Origin of the sequence: Pseudomonas sp. 8BK, assembly GCF_902506475.1 — a bacterium.
Lineage (GTDB): Bacteria > Pseudomonadota > Gammaproteobacteria > Pseudomonadales > Pseudomonadaceae > Aquipseudomonas > Aquipseudomonas anguilliseptica.
The window spans coordinates 4,347,844-4,363,497 of sequence record NZ_LR733252.1; the positions used below are offsets into that span (position 1 = coordinate 4,347,844).

Genomic DNA, 15,654 nt, shown 5'->3' on the forward strand with positions numbered 1-15,654 from the left:
TACTTACATCTGCGTCTGCAGGTAGTTCTCCAGGCCCAGCCTATCGATCAGCCCAAGCTGAACCTCCAGCCAGTAGGCATGATCCTCTTCGGTGTCCTTCAGCTGCACCAGCAGGATGTCGCGAGTCTGGTAATCCTGATGCTGCTCGCACAGCGCGATGCCTTTGCTCAGGGCCGCACGCACGTGATACTCCAGCGCAAGGTCAAGCTTGAGCATCTCCGGCACGCTCTGGCCGAAGCGGAAGCTGTCAGGAACCATATCCGGCGAGCCCTCAAGAAACAGAATGCGCTTGAGGATCGCATCGGCATGCTGGGTTTCCTCTTCCATTTCATGGTTGATCCGCTCGTACAGCTTGCTGAAACCCCAATCCTCATACAGGCGCGAATGCACGAAGTACTGATCACGGGCGGCAAGCTCGCCCTTGAGCAGCACCTTCAGATAATCGATGACTTCTATATGGCCTTTCATGGGTATTTTCCTTAGCAAGCGGCAAACATGAACAATGCTGGCGGCCCACAGCCGACGGATCAAGCACAGCGCACAGACGGCGCATGACAACGTCAAAATGGGGCTTATTCCAGCCATAAAAAAACCGGGCCAGGCCCGGTTTTTTATACAACCTACGACTTACTCAGCGTCTACAGCTGCACCAGCGACCGGACGGTCAACCAGCTCAACATAAGCCATTGGAGCATTGTCGCCAGTGCGGAAGCCGCACTTGAGGATACGCAGGTAACCGCCCTGACGGGTGGCGTAGCGCTTGCCCAGGTCGTTGAACAGCTTGCCGACGATGGCTTTCGAACGAGTACGGTCGAAGGCCAGACGACGATTGGCAACGCTGTCTTCTTTAGCCAGAGTAATCAGCGGCTCGGCAACGCGACGCAGCTCTTTGGCTTTCGGCAGAGTAGTTTTGATCAGCTCATGCTCGAACAGCGATACCGCCATGTTCTGGAACATGGCCTTGCGGTGTGCGCTGGTGCGGCTGAGGTGACGGCCACTTTTACGATGACGCATGGTTCAATTCCTTACCAAACTCACGTTCGGTGATGATGACGATCAGGCAGTCGCCTTATCGTCTTTCTTCAGACTTGCCGGCGGCCAGTTGTCGAGGCGCATACCGAGGGACAGACCGCGAGAAGCCAGAACATCCTTGATTTCAGTCAGGGATTTCTTGCCCAGGTTCGGCGTTTTCAACAGTTCTACTTCGGTGCGCTGAATCAGATCGCCGATGTAGTAAATGTTCTCTGCCTTGAGGCAGTTGGCCGAACGTACAGTCAGCTCCAGGTCATCAACCGGACGGAGGAGGATCGGATCGATCTCATCTTCCTGCTCGATAACAACAGGCTCACTGTCACCCTTGAGGTCGACGAACGCGGCCAACTGCTGTTGCAGAATGGTCGCGGCGCGGCGAATAGCCTCTTCAGGATCCAGAGTACCGTTGGTCTCCAGGTCGATAACCAGTTTATCCAGGTTAGTACGCTGCTCAACACGAGCGTTTTCCACCACGTACGACACACGGCGTACCGGGCTAAACGAAGCATCCAGCTGCAAGCGACCAATGCTGCGGCTTTCATCTTCATCGCTCTGACGCGCGTCAGCCGGCTCATAGCCGCGACCACGAGCTATGGTGAGCTTCATGTTCAGCGCGCCAGTGGAAGCCAGGTTGGCAATTACGTGGTCGCCATTGACGATTTCGACATCGTGATCCAGCTGAATATCGGCAGCGGTAACTACGCCCGAGCCCTTCTTCGCCAGAGTCAACGTCACTTCGTCACGACCGTGCAGTTTGACAGCCAGACCTTTCAGGTTGAGCAGGATTTCAATGACGTCTTCCTGAACACCTTCGATGGCGCTGTACTCATGGAGTACACCGTCAATCTCGGCCTCGACTACTGCACAGCCAGGCATGGAGGACAACAGGATGCGACGCAGCGCGTTGCCCAGGGTATGGCCAAAGCCACGCTCGAGAGGCTCGAGAGTGATCTTGGCGCGGGTCGAACTGACCACCTGCACATCAATGTGGCGGGGGGTCAGGAACTCATTTACCGAAATCTGCATGGATGCACCTATTTTCTAGCCCTTACTTGGAGTAGAGCTCGACAATCAGGCTTTCGTTGATGTCAGCGGAGAGATCACTGCGCGCCGGGACGTTTTTGAACACGCCAGACTTCTTCTCAGTGTCTACTTCTACCCATTCAACGCGGCCACGCTGGGCACACAGCTCAAGAGCTTGAACAATGCGCAGCTGATTCTTCGATTTCTCGCGAACTGCAACAACGTCACCAGCTTTAACCTGGTAGGACGGTACGTTGACAGTTTTACCGTTTACGCTGATCGACTTGTGCGATACCAGCTGACGGGATTCAGCGCGAGTAGCGCCGTAGCCCATGCGGTAAACCACGTTATCCAGGCGGCATTCGAGCAGTTGCAGCAGATTCTCACCAGTAGCGCCTTTCTTGCCGGCAGCTTCTTTGTAATAACCGCTGAATTGACGCTCAAGCACACCATAGATGCGACGAACTTTTTGCTTTTCACGCAGCTGGGTGCCGTAGTCGGACTGACGGCCACGGCGCTGACCGTGAATACCTGGGGCTGCTTCGATGTTGCACTTCGATTCCAGAGCGCGTACACCGCTTTTCAGGAAAAGATCTGTGCCTTCACGACGAGACAGTTTGCATTTGGGACCAATGTAACGAGCCATTTCTCACTGTCTCCTGATTACACGCGACGCTTCTTCGAAGGACGGCACCCGTTATGCGGGATTGGCGTCACATCGGTGATGCTGGCGATCTTATAGCCACAGCCGTTCAATGCACGGACAGCGGACTCACGACCTGGACCTGGACCCTTAACGTTAACGTCGAGGTTCTTCAGACCATATTCCAGCGCAGCTTGACCAGCACGTTCTGCAGCCACCTGGGCAGCGAACGGGGTGCTTTTACGCGAGCCGCGGAAACCCGAACCACCAGAGGTAGCCCAGGACAGAGCATTGCCCTGACGGTCAGTAATGGTCACGATTGTGTTGTTGAAAGAGGCGTGGATGTGGGCGATGCCATCAACCACCGTCTTTTTGACTTTCTTACGAGTACGAGCAGCAGGTTTTGCCATGACTAGATTCCTGTCGATGCGCGAATGCGATTACTTGCGGATCGGCTTACGCGGGCCCTTACGGGTACGCGCGTTGGTCTTGGTACGCTGACCGCGAACCGGCAGACCACGACGATGACGCAGGCCGCGGTAGCAACCCAGGTCCATCAAGCGCTTGATTTTCATGTTCACTTCACGACGCAGGTCGCCTTCGGTATTCACCTTGGCTACTTCGCCACGCAGCTGCTCGATCTGCTCGTCAGAGAGATCTTTGATCTTTGCAGCCGGATTAACGCCGGCGGCAGCACAGACTTTCTGTGCAGTTGTGCGACCAACACCATAGATGTAGGTCAACGAGATAACAGTGTGCTTGTTATCCGGAATGTTAACGCCTGCAATACGGGCCATTCAGTGGAACTCCAATTGACAGCTACCTACGCCCCGGAAGCCAAGAAATAGGGCGCAAGATATTAACGCTGTAAAAACAAATAATCAACCCGGCAGCGCACTAGCTGCCGGGCTTGTCACTTCACTCACACTCAGCCTTGGCGCTGTTTGTGACGCGGCTCCGCGCTGCAAATGACGCGAACAACACCTTCGCGACGAATAATCTTGCAGTTGCGGCACAGCTTTTTCACCGATGCACGAACTTTCATCACCAACTCCTCGAACCTTATGGACTTCAGCGCAGCATGCCGCTGCCGTAGCCCTTCAGGTTGGCTTTCTTCATCAGGGATTCGTACTGGTGCGAAACGAGGTGCGATTGTACTTGCGACATAAAGTCCATCACAACCACTACCACGATCAGCAACGAGGTCCCGCCAAGATAGAACGGTACGTTGGCAGCCACCACCAGGAACTGGGGCAACAAGCATACGGCCGTCATGTACAGAGCACCGAACATGGTCAAGCGAGTCAACACGCCATCGATATAGCGCGCCGATTGCTCACCGGGACGGATACCCGGAATAAAGGCACCGGACTTCTTCAGGTTCTCCGCTACGTCTTTCGGGTTGAACATCAGCGCTGTATAGAAGAAGCAGAAGAAAACGATCCCTGCACTAAACAGCAAAATGTTCAACGGCTGACCAGGAGCGATAGCCTGTGAAATATCCTGCAGCCAGCCCATACCTTCAGACTGACCAAACCAGGCACCCAGCGAGGCCGGGAATAACAGAAGGCTGCTGGCGAAAATAGCCGGGATAACCCCCGCCATATTCACCTTCAACGGCAAGTGGCTGGTCTGCGCAGCAAAGACCTTGCGACCCTGCTGACGCTTGGCGTAGTGCACCGCAATGCGACGCTGACCACGCTCAATGAACACCACGAAACCGATAATCGCTACTGCCAGCAAACCGATGGCAATCAGGGCAAAGATATTGATATCACCCTGACGAGCAGACTCGAAAGACTGCCCAATCGCCGACGGCAGACCGGCCACGATGCCTGCAAAGATCAGCATCGAAATACCGTTGCCAACACCACGCTCAGTGATTTGCTCGCCCAGCCACATCATGAACATTGCACCCGCCACAAAGGTGGTGACTGCAACGAAGTGGAAGCCGAAATCAACTGTAAACGCTACGCCCTGACTAGCCAGGCCGACGGACATGCCGACTGCTTGGACAATAGCCAGGACGAGGGTGCCGTAGCGGGTGTACTGGCTAATCTTGCGACGGCCAGCCTCACCTTCCTTCTTCAACTGCTCCAGCTGCGGGCTGACAGCGGTCATGAGCTGCATGATGATCGACGCCGAAATGTACGGCATGATCCCCAGCGCAAAAATACTCATACGCTCCAGCGCGCCGCCGGAAAACATGTTGAACAAGCTAAGAATGGTCCCCTCATTCTGTCGAAACAGGTCCGCCAGCCGATCAGGGTTGATACCAGGAACCGGGATGTGTGCACCTATCCGATAGACGATGATCGCCATGAACAGAAAGCGCAAACGAGCCCAGAGCTCGGATAACCCGCCATTGCTGAGCGCTGAGAGAGCACCTTGCTTAGCCATTTATTCCTCGAACTTACCGCCAGCTGCTTCGATAGCCGCGCGCGCACCTTTGGTGGCGGCGATACCTTTAAGGGTGACTGCCTGAGTAACTTCACCGGACAGCATGACTTTCACACGCTGTACGTTTTGGTTGATCAGGTTGGCATCCTTCAGCGACTGCAGAGTAACAATGCCGCCTTCGATTTTATTCAGCTCGGAAGTACGCACTTCAGCGCGATCCATAGCCTTCAAAGAAACGAAACCGAACTTAGGCAGACGGCGGTGCAGAGGCTGCTGGCCGCCTTCGAAACCCGGAGCAATAGTGCCACCGGAACGGGAGGTCTGACCTTTGTGGCCACGGCCACCAGTCTTACCCAAACCGCTACCGATACCACGGCCCGGACGGTGCTTCTCGCGACGGGAACCCGGCGCAGGACTCAAATCGTTCAGGTACATGAATTAACCCTCGACTCGCAGCATGTAGTAAGCCTTGTTGATCATCCCGCGATTCTCGGGAGTATCCAGCACTTCTACGGTGTGACCGATGCGACGCAGACCCAGACCCTTAACGCAGAGCTTATGGTTGGGGATACGGCCGGTCATGCTTTTGATCAGCGTGACTTTTACGGTATTAGCCATGATTAGAGAATCTCCTCGACGCTCTTGCCACGCTTAGCCGCAACAGAACCTGGCGACTGCATAGCTTTCAAACCTTTGAAAGTGGCGTACACCACGTTCACTGGGTTAGTCGAGCCGTAGCACTTAGCCAGAACGTTCTGCACGCCAGCCACTTCCAGAACGGCACGCATAGCGCCGCCAGCGATGATGCCGGTACCTTCAGAAGCAGGCTGCATGTACACCTTGGAGGCGCCATGAGCAGACTTCATTGCGTACTGCAGAGTGGTGCCGTTCAGATCAACCTGGATCATGTTGCGACGAGCAGCTTCCATCGCTTTCTGGATGGCAGCAGGCACTTCACGGGACTTGCCACGGCCGAAACCGACGCGACCCTTACCATCACCCACCACGGTCAACGCGGTGAAAGTGAAGATACGGCCACCCTTAACGGTCTTGGCAACGCGGTTAACCTGTACCAGCTTCTCGATATAGCCTTCGTCGCGCTTTTGGTCGTTATTTGCCATAACTTAGAACTCCAGCCCGCCTTCACGAGCAGCATCAGCCAGCGCCTTGACGCGGCCGTGGTACTTGAAGCCAGAACGGTCGAATGCAACCTGAGTTACACCAGCGGCTTTCGCACGCTCGGCAACCAGCTCACCAACTTTCTTGGCCGCGTCGACGTTGCCAGTGGCGCCGTCACGCAGTGCTTTGTCCAAGGTAGAGGCGCTGGCCAGAACCTTGCTGCCGTCGGCCGAAATGACCTGGGCATAGATGTGCTGCGAAGAGCGATACACGCAGAGACGCACGGCTTCGAGCTCGTGCATTTTCAGGCGTGCTTTGCGAGCGCGACGCAGTCGAGTAACTTTTTTGTCGGTCATTTGCTATGCCCTACTTCTTCTTGGCTTCTTTACGGCGGACGACTTCGTCAGCGTAACGAACACCTTTGCCCTTGTAAGGTTCAGGACGACGGAAGTCACGAATCTCCGCAGCGACCTGACCAACCAGTTGTTTGTCGACACCCTTGATCAGGATCTCGGTCTGGTTCGGGGTTTCAGCAACTACACCGTCCGGCAACTCATAGTCGATCGGATGGGAGAAGCCGAGAGCGAGGTTCAGCACCTGACCTTTGGCTTGCGCTTTGTAACCAACACCAACCAGCTGCAGCTTGCGCTCGAAGCCAGCGCTAACACCGATCACCATATTGTTGACCAGGGCGCGAGTGGTACCGGCCATTGCACGAGTCTGCTGATCGCCATTGCGAGCAGCGAAACGCAGCTCACCAGCTTCTTGCAGGACTTCAACGGACGAGTGAACGTTCAGTTCGAGAGTGCCCTTGGCACCCTTTACCGAAAGCTGTTGGCCGGCGAGTTTGATCTCAACACCAGCGGGCAGCTTTACGGGGTTCTTAGCAACGCGAGACATGCTTATCCCCCCTTAGAACACTGTGCAAAGCACTTCGCCGCCGACACCGGCAGCGCGCGCAGCGCGGTCCGTCATCACACCCTTGTTGGTGGAGACGATGGATACACCGAGACCGCCACGAACTTTCGGCAGATCATCGACGGATTTGTATTGGCGAAGGCCTGGACGGCTCACGCGCTTAACTTCTTCGATAACCGGACGGCCTTCGAAGTATTTCAGCTCGATGGACAGCTGCGGCTTAACTTCACCGCTGATCTGATAACCCGCAATATAACCTTCGTCTTTCAGAACTTTGGCTACAGCCACCTTCAACGTGGAAGACGGCATGCTTACGACGGACTTTTCAGCCATCTGGGCATTACGGATACGAGTTAGCATGTCCGCTAACGGGTCCTGCATACTCATGGGCTAGACGCTCCTGATACAAAAAGAATTAGCCTTGCGGCTACAGTCGCTGAGAATTCTGAGAAAAATTGAACCCAGGCTCAGGCGAGCCGAGCATTCTAGAGACTGATCAAAAATGAATCAAGCCCCAAAGGGGCCTGATTCACAGATAAGACAAAGCCGGCACTAGGCCGGCTTTGTTTTTACCAGCTGGCTTTAACCAGACCTGGTACATCACCACGCATTGCAGCTTCACGCAGCTTGATACGCGACAGACCGAACTTGCGATAAACGCCGTGCGGACGACCGGTAACGCGGCAGCGGTTACGCAGGCGCGAGGCGCTAGCGTCACGCGGCTGCTTCTGCAGTGCAACTTGAGCTGCCCAACGCGCTTCTGGACTGGCGTTCAGATCGGCGATGGTAGCTTTCAGCTCAGCACGCTTCTTAGCGTACTTGGCTACCGTTTGCTGACGCTTCAGCTCGCGGTTTTTCATGCTGGTTTTGGCCATGATCCAACTCCAATCAGTTGCGGAACGGGAATTTGAAAGCACGCAGCAAGGCGCGACCTTCATCATCCGTACGGGCAGTGGTGGTCAGGGTAATGTCCAGACCACGCAGAGCATCGATCTTGTCGTAGTCGATTTCCGGGAAGATGATCTGCTCTTTAACGCCCATGCTGTAGTTGCCGCGACCATCGAAGGACTTGGCGTTCAGGCCGCGGAAGTCACGCACGCGCGGCAGGGAGATGGACAGCAGACGATCCAGGAACTCGTACATACGCTCACGGCGCAGAGTTACTTTAACGCCGATCGGCCAGCCCTCACGAACCTTGAAGCCTGCAATCGACTTACGGGCATGAGTCACAACGACTTTCTGACCGGTAATCTTTTCCAGGTCGGCAACAGCGTGCTCGATGATTTTCTTGTCACCGATTGCTTCGCCCAGGCCCATGTTCAGGGTGATCTTGGTGATGCGCGGAACTTCCATCACGTTAGCAAGCTTAAGTTCTTCCTTAAGCTTGGGAGCGATTTCTTTCCGGTAAATCTCTTTTAGTCGTGCCATGGTCTTCTACCTAGCAGTGTTCAAGCATCAACCGCTTTTTGGGTCGACTTGAAGACACGAATTTTTTTACCGTCTTCTACTTTGAAACCAACACGGTCAGCCTTGTTGGTTTCGCCATTGAAGATGGCCACGTTAGAAGCGTGCAATGGCGCTTCTTTCTCGACGATACCGCCCTGAACGCCCGACATCGGGTTCGGCTTGGTATGGCGCTTTACCAGGTTGATCCCACCAACGACCAAACGGTCGTCAGCGAGAACCTTGAGCACCTTGCCACGCTTACCTTTGTCTTTACCGGCGATCACGATGATCTCGTCGTCACGACGAATCTTTTGCATGTCGGATCTCCTTAGAGCACTTCAGGGGCGAGCGAGACGATCTTCATGAACTTCTCAGTACGAAGTTCACGAGTCACTGGCCCAAAAATACGAGTGCCAATTGGCTCTTGCTTGTTGTTCAGCAGAACAGCAGCGTTGCCATCAAAGCGAATGATCGAGCCATCAGGACGACGAACGCCGTGACGAGTGCGGACTACAACAGCAGTCATCACCTGGCCTTTCTTCACTTTACCGCGCGGAATTGCTTCCTTAACGGTGACTTTGATGATGTCGCCGATGCCAGCATAACGGCGGTGCGAACCGCCCAGCACCTTGATACACATAACGCGACGAGCACCGCTGTTGTCAGCGACGTCGAGCATGGATTGAGTCTGAATCATATAATTTCTCCGACCCTTAGCCCTTAGACGTCCACTGCGCGTTCGAGGATCTCAACCAGCGCCCAAGACTTGGTCTTGGCAACAGGACGAGTTTCGCGAATGGAAACTTTGTCACCGATCTTGCTCTGGTTGGTTTCGTCGTGTGCGTGCAGCTTGGTCGAACGCTTGACATATTTGCCGTAGATAGGGTGCTTAACGCGACGCTCGATCAATACGGTGATGGTCTTGTCCATCTTGTCGCTGACGACACGGCCGGTCAGCGTACGGACTGTTTTTTCGGCTTCAGCCATGATCACTTACCTGCCTGCTGGTTGAGCACAGTTTTCACACGAGCGATGTCGCGCTTAACTTGCGAGAGCAGGTGAGACTGCCCCAACTGGCCAGTTGCTTTCTGCATACGCAGATTGAACTGGTCGCGCAGCAGGCCGAGCAGTTGCTCGTTCAGCTGCTGTGCTGATTTTTCACGAAGTTCATTCGCCTTCATCACATCACCGTCCGCTTAACAAAAGTGGTGGCGAGCGGCAGCTTTGCAGCAGCCAGGGCAAAAGCCTCACGCGCCAACTCTTCGGAAACGCCTTCGATCTCATACAGGACTTTGCCTGGCTGGATCTGGGCTACCCAATATTCAACGCTACCCTTCCCTTTACCCATCCGCACTTCAAGGGGCTTCTTGGAGATCGGCTTGTCCGGGAAAACGCGAATCCAGATTTTCCCGCCACGCTTAACGTGACGAGTCAGAGCACGACGAGCGGACTCAATCTGACGGGCGGTGAGACGACCACGGGCAACAGACTTCAGCGCAAACTCGCCGAAGCTGACTTTGCTACCGCGCTGAGCCAGACCACGGTTGTGGCCGGTCATCTGCTTACGGAACTTCGTACGCTTTGGTTGCAACATTTTGCGTACTCCTTACTTAGCAGCTTTTTTACGAGGCGCAGGCGCTTGAGGTTTCAGTTCTTCTTTAAGGCCACCGATTACTTCGCCTTTGAAGATCCAAACCTTGACACCGATCACACCGTAGGTGGTGTGCGCTTCGTACGTGGCATAGTCGATATCGGCACGCAGGGTGTGCAACGGCACACGACCTTCGCGATACCATTCGGTACGTGCAATTTCAGCACCGCCGAGACGACCGCTCACTTGGATTTTGATGCCCTTGGCACCAATACGCATGGCGTTCTGTACAGCGCGCTTCATGGCGCGACGGAACATCACACGACGCTCCAGCTGCTGAGCTACGCTCTGCGCAACCAGCATACCGTCGAGCTCCGGCTTACGGATCTCTTCGATATTGATGTGCACAGGCACACCCATTTGCTTGGTCAGGTCCTGACGCAGTTTCTCAACATCTTCACCTTTCTTACCGATAACGATACCGGGACGAGCGGTGTGGATGGTGATACGTGCAGTTTGAGCCGGACGAGCAATGTCGATACGGCTTACGGACGCGCTTTTTAGTTTGTCTTGGAGATACTCACGCACCTTCAGATCAGCGAACAAATAGTCCGCATAAGTCCGACCGCTGGCGTACCAGACGGAGGTGTGCTCCTTGACGATTCCCAGGCGAATGCCAATGGGATGTACTTTCTGACCCATCTGATCGACTCCGTTACTTGTCCGCAACCTTGACAGTGATATGGCAAGACCGCTTGACGATGCGATCAGCGCGGCCTTTGGCACGCGGCATGATGCGCTTCAGCGAACGCCCTTCGTTGACGAAAACGGTGCTGACCTTCAAGTCATCAACGTCTGCGCCTTCGTTGTGCTCGGCGTTGGCTACAGCCGACTCCAGCACTTTCTTGATGATCTCGGCGGCTTTCTTACTGCTGAAAGCCAGGAGGTTGAGCGCTTCGCCCACCTTCTTCCCGCGGATCTGGTCGGCGACCAAGCGGGCTTTCTGGGCGGAGATGCGAGCGCCCGACAACTTAGCGGCTACTTCCATTTCCTTACCCCTTAACGCTTGGCTTTCTTGTCAGCCACGTGCCCACGATAGGTACGAGTGCCGGCAAATTCGCCCAGTTTGTGACCGACCATGTCTTCGTTCACGAGAACTGGGACATGTTGACGACCGTTGTGTACAGCGATGGTCAGACCGACCATTTGTGGCAGGATCATCGAACGACGCGACCAGGTTTTCACCGGCTTGCGATCGTTCTTTTCCACCGCCACTTCGATCTTCTTCAGTAGGTGAAGATCAATAAAAGGACCTTTTTTCAGAGAACGTGGCACTGTCGTATCCCTCTATTTACTTGCGACGACGGACGATCATGTTGTCGGTGCGTTTGTTACCACGAGTCTTCGCGCCCTTCGTCGGGAAGCCCCATGGAGACACCGGATGACGACCACCAGAGGTACGACCTTCACCACCACCGTGTGGGTGGTCAACCGGGTTCATGGCAACACCACGAACGGTTGGGCGAACGCCACGCCAGCGCTTGGCACCAGCTTTACCCAGCGAACGCAGGCTGTGCTCGGAGTTCGAGACTTCACCCAGGGTCGCACGGCACTCAGCCAGAACTTTACGCATTTCACCGGAACGCAGACGCAGGGTCACGTAGACGCCTTCACGCGCAATCAGCTGGGCCGAAGCACCAGCGGAACGAGCGATCTGAGCACCTTTGCCCGGCTTCAGTTCGATACCGTGAACAGTGCTACCAACTGGAATGTTGCGCAGTTGCAGACTGTTGCCCGGCTTGATCGGAGCCATGATGCCAGCTACCAGCTGATCGCCAGCACTCACGCCTTTAGGGGCGATGATGTAGCGACGCTCGCCGTCTGCATACATCAGCAGAGCGATGTGTGCGGTACGGTTCGGATCGTATTCAATACGCTCGACAGTGGCTGGAATGCCATCTTTGTCGTTGCGACGGAAATCGACCAGACGGTAATGCTGCTTGTGGCCACCACCGATATGACGGGTGGTGATACGACCATTGTTGTTACGACCGCCAGTCTTCGACTTCTTCTCAAGCAGCGGAGCGTAAGGAGCGCCTTTATGCAGCTCCTGATTGACCACCTTGACCACAAAACGGCGGCCAGCGGAAGTCGGCTTGCATTTAACGATTGCCATGATGCACCCCTTCCTTACTCAGCACTGCTGGCGAAATCGAGATCTTGGCCTGGCTGAAGCGAAATGATCGCTTTCTTCCAGTCGTTACGCTTGCCCAGACCGCGAGCGTTGCGCTTGGTCTTACCGAGAACATTCACGGTATTCACAGCAGCAACATTCACGCCGAACAGGCTTTCGACAGCCTTCTTGATTTCCAGCTTGGTTGCATCGCTTGCAACCTTGAAAACGAACTGACTTTTCTTGTCAGCGAGAACCGTGGCCTTCTCGGAGATGTGCGGGCCAAGCAGCACTTTAAATACGCGTTCCTGGTTCATCCCAGCAGCTCCTCGAATTTCTTCACGGCAGAAACGGTGACCAGCACCTTTTCGTACGCGATCAGACTGACCGGATCGGAACCCTGCACGTCACGAACATCAACGTGTGGCAGGTTACGCGCAGCCAGGTACAGATTCTCATCAATAGCATCGGACACGATCAGCACATCGGTCAGACCCATGCCATTCAACTTGCCCAACAGTTCTTTGGTCTTCGGAGCTTCAACACTGAAGTCTTCGACGACGATCAGACGATCAGTACGAACCAGCTCAGCAAGAATCGAGCGGATGGCCGCGCGATACATCTTCTTGTTCAGCTTTTGATCGTGATTCTGCGGGCGAGCCGCGAAGGTCACACCACCGCCACGCCAGATCGGACCACGACTGGTACCTGCACGAGCACGACCGGTACCCTTCTGACGCCACGGGCGCTTACCGCCACCGGACACGTCGGAACGAGTCTTCTGCTGTTTGCTGCCCTGACGGCCGCCGGCCATGTAGGCCACAACTGCTTGGTGAACCAGGGTCTCGTTGTATGCGCCGCCAAAAGTGGCTTCGGATACTTCGATTGCTTGAGCGCCATTTACATTTAATTGCATGTCAGCTTCCCCTTAACCGCGAGCCTTGGCCGCTGGACGTACAACCAGGTTGCCGCCAGTAGCGCCAGGAACAGCACCCTTGACCAGCAACAGATTGCGTTCAGCGTCAACCCGCACTACTTCCAGGGACTGCACGGTCACGCGCTCAGCGCCCATATGACCGGACATTTTTTTGCCCTTGAATACGCGACCCGGAGTCTGGCACTGGCCAATCGAACCCGGAACACGGTGGGACACGGAGTTACCGTGAGTGTTGTCTTGGCCGCGGAAGTTCCAACGCTTGATGGTACCGGCAAAGCCTTTACCTTTGGACTGACCAGTGACATCCACCAGTTGACCAGCTTGGAATATTTCAGCGTTGATCAGATCACCTGCCTGGTACTCGCCTTCTTCAAGACGGAACTCCATTACAGTGCGACCTGCCGCGACATTCGCCTTAGCGAAGTGACCGGCTTGCGCCTTGCTGACACGTGAAGCACGACGCTCGCCGACAGTGACTTGCACTGCACGATAGCCATCGGACTCTTCAGTTTTGAATTGAGTGACGCGATTCGGCTCGATCTCAATGACCGTGACCGGAATGGAGACACCTTCTTCGGTGAAAATGCGGGTCATACCGCACTTACGACCGACTACACCAATAGTCATGTTGTAACCTCATGAGTGTACGGGGCTTTCACCCGCTATGGCCGCCCATTTCAGAGCGTTACACGACTAAAACCTAAACGGTCTTAGCCGAGGCTGATCTGCACTTCCACACCAGCCGCAAGATCAAGCTTCATCAGCGCGTCAACGGTTTTATCCGTTGGCTGGACGATGTCCAGAACACGCTTATGAGTACGGATCTCGAACTGATCACGCGCGTCTTTATTGACGTGTGGCGAGGTCAGCACGGTGAACCGCTCTTTGCGGGTAGGCAGAGGAATAGGACCACGCACCTGAGCACCAGTACGTTTCGCGGTTTCCACGATTTCCTGGGTTGATTGATCGATCAGGCGATGGTCAAAAGCCTTCAACCGAATACGGATTTGTTGGTTTTGCATTTTGACCTCAGATTCCAAGCTGCTATTCCCAACGGACGCAATACGCCCGTTAAAAGGAGGCGTGATTCTATAGACGCCCCTAGCAGGTGTCAACCCAATAAAAAAGCCCCCGCAAGCGGGGGCTTTTCTCAAATCATCACTTACGCGATGATTTTGGCTACGACGCCGGCGCCGACGGTACGACCGCCTTCACGAATGGCGAAACGCAGACCTTCTTCCATTGCGATGGTCTTGATCAGAGTGACAGTCATCTGGATGTTGTCACCTGGCATTACCATCTCAACGCCTTCCGGCAGTTCGCAGTTACCAGTTACGTCAGTAGTACGGAAGTAGAACTGAGGACGGTAGCCTTTGAAGAACGGAGTGTGACGACCGCCTTCTTCTTTGCTCAGCACGTACACTTCTGCAGTGAAGGTGGTGTGCGGCTTAACCGAACCTGGCTTGACCAGAACCTGGCCACGCTCTACGTCGTCACGCTTGGTGCCACGCAGCAGAACGCCGCAGTTCTCGCCAGCGCGACCTTCGTCGAGCAGCTTGCGGAACATTTCAACACCAGTACAGGTGGTCTTGGTGGTATCACGCAGACCAACGATCTCGATTTCTTCCTGGATCTTGACGATACCGCGCTCGATACGGCCAGTTACCACGGTGCCACGACCGGAGATCGAGAATACGTCTTCGATTGGCATCAGGAACGGCTTGTCGATCGCACGAACCGGCTCTGGGATATAGCTATCCAGAGTTTCAACCAGCTTCTTAACAGCGCTAGTGCCCATTTCGTTGTCGTCTTGGCCGTTCAGCGCCATCAGAGCGGAACCGATGATGATCGGAGTGTCGTCACCTGGGAAATCGTAAGTGCTGAGCAGGTCACGCACTTCCATTTCCACCAGCTCCAGCAGCTCGGCGTCGTCAACCATGTCAGCCTTGTTCAGGAACACGACGATGTACGGAACACCTACCTGACGGGACAGCAGGATGTGCTCACGGGTTTGCGGCATCGGACCATCAGCGGCCGAGCAAACCAGGATAGCGCCGTCCATCTGCGCAGCACCGGTGATCATGTTTTTTACGTAGTCGGCGTGACCTGGGCAGTCAACGTGTGCGTAGTGACGCACGGACGAATCGTATTCAACGTGAGCGGTGTTGATGGTGATACCACGTGCTTTTTCTTCTGGGGCGCTGTCGATCTTGTCGAAGTCAACCTTGGCCGAACCGAATACTTCGGAGCAGACGCGGGTCAGAGCAGCGGTCAGAGTGGTTTTACCGTGGTCAACGTGACCGATGGTGCCTACGTTGACGTGCGGTTTGCTACGTTCAAATTTTTCTTTAGCCACGACAATTAACTCCTAG

Annotated in this window: 30 protein-coding genes; all 30 read right to left on the reverse strand. The window is 54.9% G+C overall.

Translation table 11 applies throughout. From position 1 onward, the window contains the following. Positions 1-3: 3 nt before the first annotated feature. Positions 4-468, reverse strand: coding sequence for a bacterioferritin (gene bfr / locus ACIN8IBEIGE_RS20280; RefSeq protein ID WP_160016245.1), 465 nt, complete (start codon positions 466-468; stop codon positions 4-6). 159 nt (positions 469-627) lie between these two features. Continuing rightward, positions 628-1,014: a 50S ribosomal protein L17 gene (gene rplQ, locus ACIN8IBEIGE_RS20285; RefSeq protein ID WP_069519894.1), complete on the reverse strand. Its 387-nt coding sequence runs from the start codon at positions 1,012-1,014 to the stop codon at positions 628-630. Between the two features lie 42 nt (positions 1,015-1,056). Continuing rightward, the gene (gene rpoA / locus ACIN8IBEIGE_RS20290) at positions 1,057-2,058 is read right to left on the reverse strand and encodes a DNA-directed RNA polymerase subunit alpha (protein ID WP_090255780.1); all 1,002 of its coding nucleotides are present in this window, start codon (positions 2,056-2,058) and stop codon (positions 1,057-1,059) included. Positions 2,059-2,080: 22 nt separating this feature from the next. Further along, a complete protein-coding gene (gene rpsD, locus ACIN8IBEIGE_RS20295) occupies positions 2,081-2,701 on the reverse strand; it encodes a 30S ribosomal protein S4 (protein ID WP_160016246.1) in 621 nt (206 codons plus the stop codon). A 17-nt stretch (positions 2,702-2,718) separates the two neighbouring features. Beyond that, entirely contained in the window at positions 2,719-3,108 is a 390-nt protein-coding gene (gene rpsK / locus ACIN8IBEIGE_RS20300) for a 30S ribosomal protein S11 (protein WP_013789773.1), read from the reverse strand. 30 nt (positions 3,109-3,138) lie between these two features. Beyond that, entirely contained in the window at positions 3,139-3,495 is a 357-nt protein-coding gene (gene rpsM, locus ACIN8IBEIGE_RS20305) for a 30S ribosomal protein S13 (protein WP_090377333.1), read from the reverse strand. 131 nt (positions 3,496-3,626) lie between these two features. After that, on the reverse strand, positions 3,627-3,743 hold the full coding sequence (gene rpmJ / locus ACIN8IBEIGE_RS20310) for a 50S ribosomal protein L36 (RefSeq protein WP_002555468.1): 117 nt from the start codon (positions 3,741-3,743) through the stop codon (positions 3,627-3,629). Between the two features lie 26 nt (positions 3,744-3,769). Beyond that, a complete protein-coding gene (gene secY, locus ACIN8IBEIGE_RS20315; RefSeq protein ID WP_090255788.1) occupies positions 3,770-5,098 on the reverse strand; it encodes a preprotein translocase subunit SecY in 1,329 nt (442 codons plus the stop codon). After that, entirely contained in the window at positions 5,099-5,533 is a 435-nt protein-coding gene (gene rplO / locus ACIN8IBEIGE_RS20320; protein ID WP_160016247.1) for a 50S ribosomal protein L15, read from the reverse strand. 3 nt (positions 5,534-5,536) lie between these two features. Beyond that, the gene (gene rpmD, locus ACIN8IBEIGE_RS20325; protein ID WP_079204534.1) at positions 5,537-5,716 is read right to left on the reverse strand and encodes a 50S ribosomal protein L30; all 180 of its coding nucleotides are present in this window, start codon (positions 5,714-5,716) and stop codon (positions 5,537-5,539) included. Between the two features lie 2 nt (positions 5,717-5,718). Next, positions 5,719-6,219, reverse strand: a complete 501-nt coding sequence (rpsE, locus tag ACIN8IBEIGE_RS20330) for a 30S ribosomal protein S5 (RefSeq protein ID WP_090255789.1) — start codon at positions 6,217-6,219, stop codon at positions 5,719-5,721. Positions 6,220-6,222: 3 nt separating this feature from the next. Next, entirely contained in the window at positions 6,223-6,573 is a 351-nt protein-coding gene (rplR, locus tag ACIN8IBEIGE_RS20335; RefSeq protein ID WP_003293038.1) for a 50S ribosomal protein L18, read from the reverse strand. 10 nt (positions 6,574-6,583) lie between these two features. Continuing rightward, on the reverse strand, positions 6,584-7,117 hold the full coding sequence (rplF, locus tag ACIN8IBEIGE_RS20340) for a 50S ribosomal protein L6 (RefSeq protein WP_090255791.1): 534 nt from the start codon (positions 7,115-7,117) through the stop codon (positions 6,584-6,586). Positions 7,118-7,129: 12 nt separating this feature from the next. Further along, a complete protein-coding gene (rpsH, locus tag ACIN8IBEIGE_RS20345; RefSeq protein ID WP_069519903.1) occupies positions 7,130-7,522 on the reverse strand; it encodes a 30S ribosomal protein S8 in 393 nt (130 codons plus the stop codon). Positions 7,523-7,704: 182 nt separating this feature from the next. Next, complete coding sequence (rpsN, locus tag ACIN8IBEIGE_RS20350; RefSeq protein WP_160016248.1) at positions 7,705-8,010, reverse strand: 30S ribosomal protein S14; 306 nt, start codon at positions 8,008-8,010, stop codon at positions 7,705-7,707. A 13-nt stretch (positions 8,011-8,023) separates the two neighbouring features. Further along, complete coding sequence (gene rplE, locus ACIN8IBEIGE_RS20355; protein ID WP_090255796.1) at positions 8,024-8,563, reverse strand: 50S ribosomal protein L5; 540 nt, start codon at positions 8,561-8,563, stop codon at positions 8,024-8,026. A 20-nt stretch (positions 8,564-8,583) separates the two neighbouring features. Then, positions 8,584-8,898, reverse strand: a complete 315-nt coding sequence (rplX, locus tag ACIN8IBEIGE_RS20360) for a 50S ribosomal protein L24 (protein WP_009397501.1) — start codon at positions 8,896-8,898, stop codon at positions 8,584-8,586. Positions 8,899-8,909: 11 nt separating this feature from the next. Then, on the reverse strand, positions 8,910-9,278 hold the full coding sequence (rplN, locus tag ACIN8IBEIGE_RS20365) for a 50S ribosomal protein L14 (RefSeq protein ID WP_003281831.1): 369 nt from the start codon (positions 9,276-9,278) through the stop codon (positions 8,910-8,912). Between the two features lie 23 nt (positions 9,279-9,301). Next, positions 9,302-9,568: a 30S ribosomal protein S17 gene (gene rpsQ, locus ACIN8IBEIGE_RS20370; RefSeq protein WP_090255823.1), complete on the reverse strand. Its 267-nt coding sequence runs from the start codon at positions 9,566-9,568 to the stop codon at positions 9,302-9,304. Between the two features lie 2 nt (positions 9,569-9,570). Next, a complete protein-coding gene (gene rpmC / locus ACIN8IBEIGE_RS20375) occupies positions 9,571-9,762 on the reverse strand; it encodes a 50S ribosomal protein L29 (protein WP_002555481.1) in 192 nt (63 codons plus the stop codon). Next, positions 9,762-10,175, reverse strand: coding sequence for a 50S ribosomal protein L16 (gene rplP, locus ACIN8IBEIGE_RS20380; RefSeq protein WP_090255798.1), 414 nt, complete (start codon positions 10,173-10,175; stop codon positions 9,762-9,764). The genes rpmC and rplP overlap by 1 nt, the downstream gene beginning before the upstream one ends. Before the next feature lie 12 nt (positions 10,176-10,187). Beyond that, positions 10,188-10,874, reverse strand: coding sequence for a 30S ribosomal protein S3 (gene rpsC, locus ACIN8IBEIGE_RS20385; RefSeq protein ID WP_069519907.1), 687 nt, complete (start codon positions 10,872-10,874; stop codon positions 10,188-10,190). Between the two features lie 13 nt (positions 10,875-10,887). Beyond that, the gene (rplV, locus tag ACIN8IBEIGE_RS20390) at positions 10,888-11,220 is read right to left on the reverse strand and encodes a 50S ribosomal protein L22 (protein ID WP_003210077.1); all 333 of its coding nucleotides are present in this window, start codon (positions 11,218-11,220) and stop codon (positions 10,888-10,890) included. 11 nt (positions 11,221-11,231) lie between these two features. Next, positions 11,232-11,507, reverse strand: a complete 276-nt coding sequence (rpsS, locus tag ACIN8IBEIGE_RS20395) for a 30S ribosomal protein S19 (protein WP_010486981.1) — start codon at positions 11,505-11,507, stop codon at positions 11,232-11,234. A 16-nt stretch (positions 11,508-11,523) separates the two neighbouring features. Continuing rightward, entirely contained in the window at positions 11,524-12,348 is an 825-nt protein-coding gene (rplB, locus tag ACIN8IBEIGE_RS20400) for a 50S ribosomal protein L2 (protein ID WP_069519908.1), read from the reverse strand. Positions 12,349-12,362: 14 nt separating this feature from the next. Beyond that, positions 12,363-12,662 carry a 50S ribosomal protein L23 gene (rplW, locus tag ACIN8IBEIGE_RS20405; protein WP_160016249.1) on the reverse strand — a complete coding sequence of 100 codons (300 nt, stop codon included), beginning with the start codon at positions 12,660-12,662 and terminating at the stop codon, positions 12,363-12,365. Then, positions 12,659-13,261 (reverse strand): 50S ribosomal protein L4, encoded by a 603-nt coding sequence (gene rplD / locus ACIN8IBEIGE_RS20410; protein ID WP_160016250.1) that lies wholly within the window; start codon positions 13,259-13,261, stop codon positions 12,659-12,661. The genes rplW and rplD overlap by 4 nt, the downstream gene beginning before the upstream one ends. A gap of 12 nt (positions 13,262-13,273) precedes the next feature. Continuing rightward, complete coding sequence (rplC, locus tag ACIN8IBEIGE_RS20415) at positions 13,274-13,909, reverse strand: 50S ribosomal protein L3 (RefSeq protein ID WP_090505796.1); 636 nt, start codon at positions 13,907-13,909, stop codon at positions 13,274-13,276. A gap of 83 nt (positions 13,910-13,992) precedes the next feature. After that, positions 13,993-14,304: a 30S ribosomal protein S10 gene (gene rpsJ / locus ACIN8IBEIGE_RS20420; protein WP_010486970.1), complete on the reverse strand. Its 312-nt coding sequence runs from the start codon at positions 14,302-14,304 to the stop codon at positions 13,993-13,995. 140 nt (positions 14,305-14,444) lie between these two features. Then, a complete protein-coding gene (gene tuf / locus ACIN8IBEIGE_RS20425; protein WP_160016251.1) occupies positions 14,445-15,638 on the reverse strand; it encodes an elongation factor Tu in 1,194 nt (397 codons plus the stop codon). Positions 15,639-15,654 lie beyond the last annotated feature (16 nt).

Excerpts from the sequence above, each read along its gene's own strand:
- rpsC (WP_069519907.1), bottom strand. The coding sequence starts at position 10,874 with ATGGGTCAGAAAGTACATCCCATTGGCATTCGCCTGGGAATCGTCAAG.
- rplD (WP_160016250.1), bottom strand. The coding sequence starts at position 13,261 with ATGCAATTAAATGTAAATGGCGCTCAAGCAATCGAAGTATCCGAAGCC.
- rplN (WP_003281831.1), bottom strand. The coding sequence starts at position 9,278 with ATGATTCAGACTCAATCCATGCTCGACGTCGCTGACAACAGCGGTGCT.
- rplP (WP_090255798.1), bottom strand. The coding sequence starts at position 10,175 with ATGTTGCAACCAAAGCGTACGAAGTTCCGTAAGCAGATGACCGGCCAC.
- rplR (WP_003293038.1), bottom strand. The coding sequence starts at position 6,573 with ATGACCGACAAAAAAGTTACTCGACTGCGTCGCGCTCGCAAAGCACGC.
- rplQ (WP_069519894.1), bottom strand. The coding sequence starts at position 1,014 with ATGCGTCATCGTAAAAGTGGCCGTCACCTCAGCCGCACCAGCGCACAC.
- rplB (WP_069519908.1), bottom strand. The coding sequence starts at position 12,348 with ATGGCAATCGTTAAATGCAAGCCGACTTCCGCTGGCCGCCGTTTTGTG.
- rpoA (WP_090255780.1), bottom strand. The coding sequence starts at position 2,058 with ATGCAGATTTCGGTAAATGAGTTCCTGACCCCCCGCCACATTGATGTG.
- rpsN (WP_160016248.1), bottom strand. The coding sequence starts at position 8,010 with ATGGCCAAAACCAGCATGAAAAACCGCGAGCTGAAGCGTCAGCAAACG.
- rpsQ (WP_090255823.1), bottom strand. The coding sequence starts at position 9,568 with ATGGCTGAAGCCGAAAAAACAGTCCGTACGCTGACCGGCCGTGTCGTC.
- rpsE (WP_090255789.1), bottom strand. The coding sequence starts at position 6,219 with ATGGCAAATAACGACCAAAAGCGCGACGAAGGCTATATCGAGAAGCTG.
- rpsD (WP_160016246.1), bottom strand. The coding sequence starts at position 2,701 with ATGGCTCGTTACATTGGTCCCAAATGCAAACTGTCTCGTCGTGAAGGC.
- rplF (WP_090255791.1), bottom strand. The coding sequence starts at position 7,117 with ATGTCTCGCGTTGCTAAGAACCCCGTAAAGCTGCCCGCTGGTGTTGAG.
- rpsK (WP_013789773.1), bottom strand. The coding sequence starts at position 3,108 with ATGGCAAAACCTGCTGCTCGTACTCGTAAGAAAGTCAAAAAGACGGTG.
- rplE (WP_090255796.1), bottom strand. The coding sequence starts at position 8,563 with ATGGCACGACTAAAAGAGATTTACCGGAAAGAAATCGCTCCCAAGCTT.
- rpsH (WP_069519903.1), bottom strand. The coding sequence starts at position 7,522 with ATGAGTATGCAGGACCCGTTAGCGGACATGCTAACTCGTATCCGTAAT.
- rpmD (WP_079204534.1), bottom strand. The coding sequence starts at position 5,716 with ATGGCTAATACCGTAAAAGTCACGCTGATCAAAAGCATGACCGGCCGT.
- rplO (WP_160016247.1), bottom strand. The coding sequence starts at position 5,533 with ATGTACCTGAACGATTTGAGTCCTGCGCCGGGTTCCCGTCGCGAGAAG.
- rplW (WP_160016249.1), bottom strand. The coding sequence starts at position 12,662 with ATGAACCAGGAACGCGTATTTAAAGTGCTGCTTGGCCCGCACATCTCC.
- rpmC (WP_002555481.1), bottom strand. The coding sequence starts at position 9,762 with ATGAAGGCGAATGAACTTCGTGAAAAATCAGCACAGCAGCTGAACGAG.
- rplV (WP_003210077.1), bottom strand. The coding sequence starts at position 11,220 with ATGGAAGTAGCCGCTAAGTTGTCGGGCGCTCGCATCTCCGCCCAGAAA.
- rplC (WP_090505796.1), bottom strand. The coding sequence starts at position 13,909 with ATGACTATTGGTGTAGTCGGTCGTAAGTGCGGTATGACCCGCATTTTC.
- bfr (WP_160016245.1), bottom strand. The coding sequence starts at position 468 with ATGAAAGGCCATATAGAAGTCATCGATTATCTGAAGGTGCTGCTCAAG.
- secY (WP_090255788.1), bottom strand. The coding sequence starts at position 5,098 with ATGGCTAAGCAAGGTGCTCTCTCAGCGCTCAGCAATGGCGGGTTATCC.
- rpmJ (WP_002555468.1), bottom strand. The coding sequence starts at position 3,743 with ATGAAAGTTCGTGCATCGGTGAAAAAGCTGTGCCGCAACTGCAAGATT.
- rplX (WP_009397501.1), bottom strand. The coding sequence starts at position 8,898 with ATGCAAAAGATTCGTCGTGACGACGAGATCATCGTGATCGCCGGTAAA.
- rpsJ (WP_010486970.1), bottom strand. The coding sequence starts at position 14,304 with ATGCAAAACCAACAAATCCGTATTCGGTTGAAGGCTTTTGACCATCGC.
- rpsM (WP_090377333.1), bottom strand. The coding sequence starts at position 3,495 with ATGGCCCGTATTGCAGGCGTTAACATTCCGGATAACAAGCACACTGTT.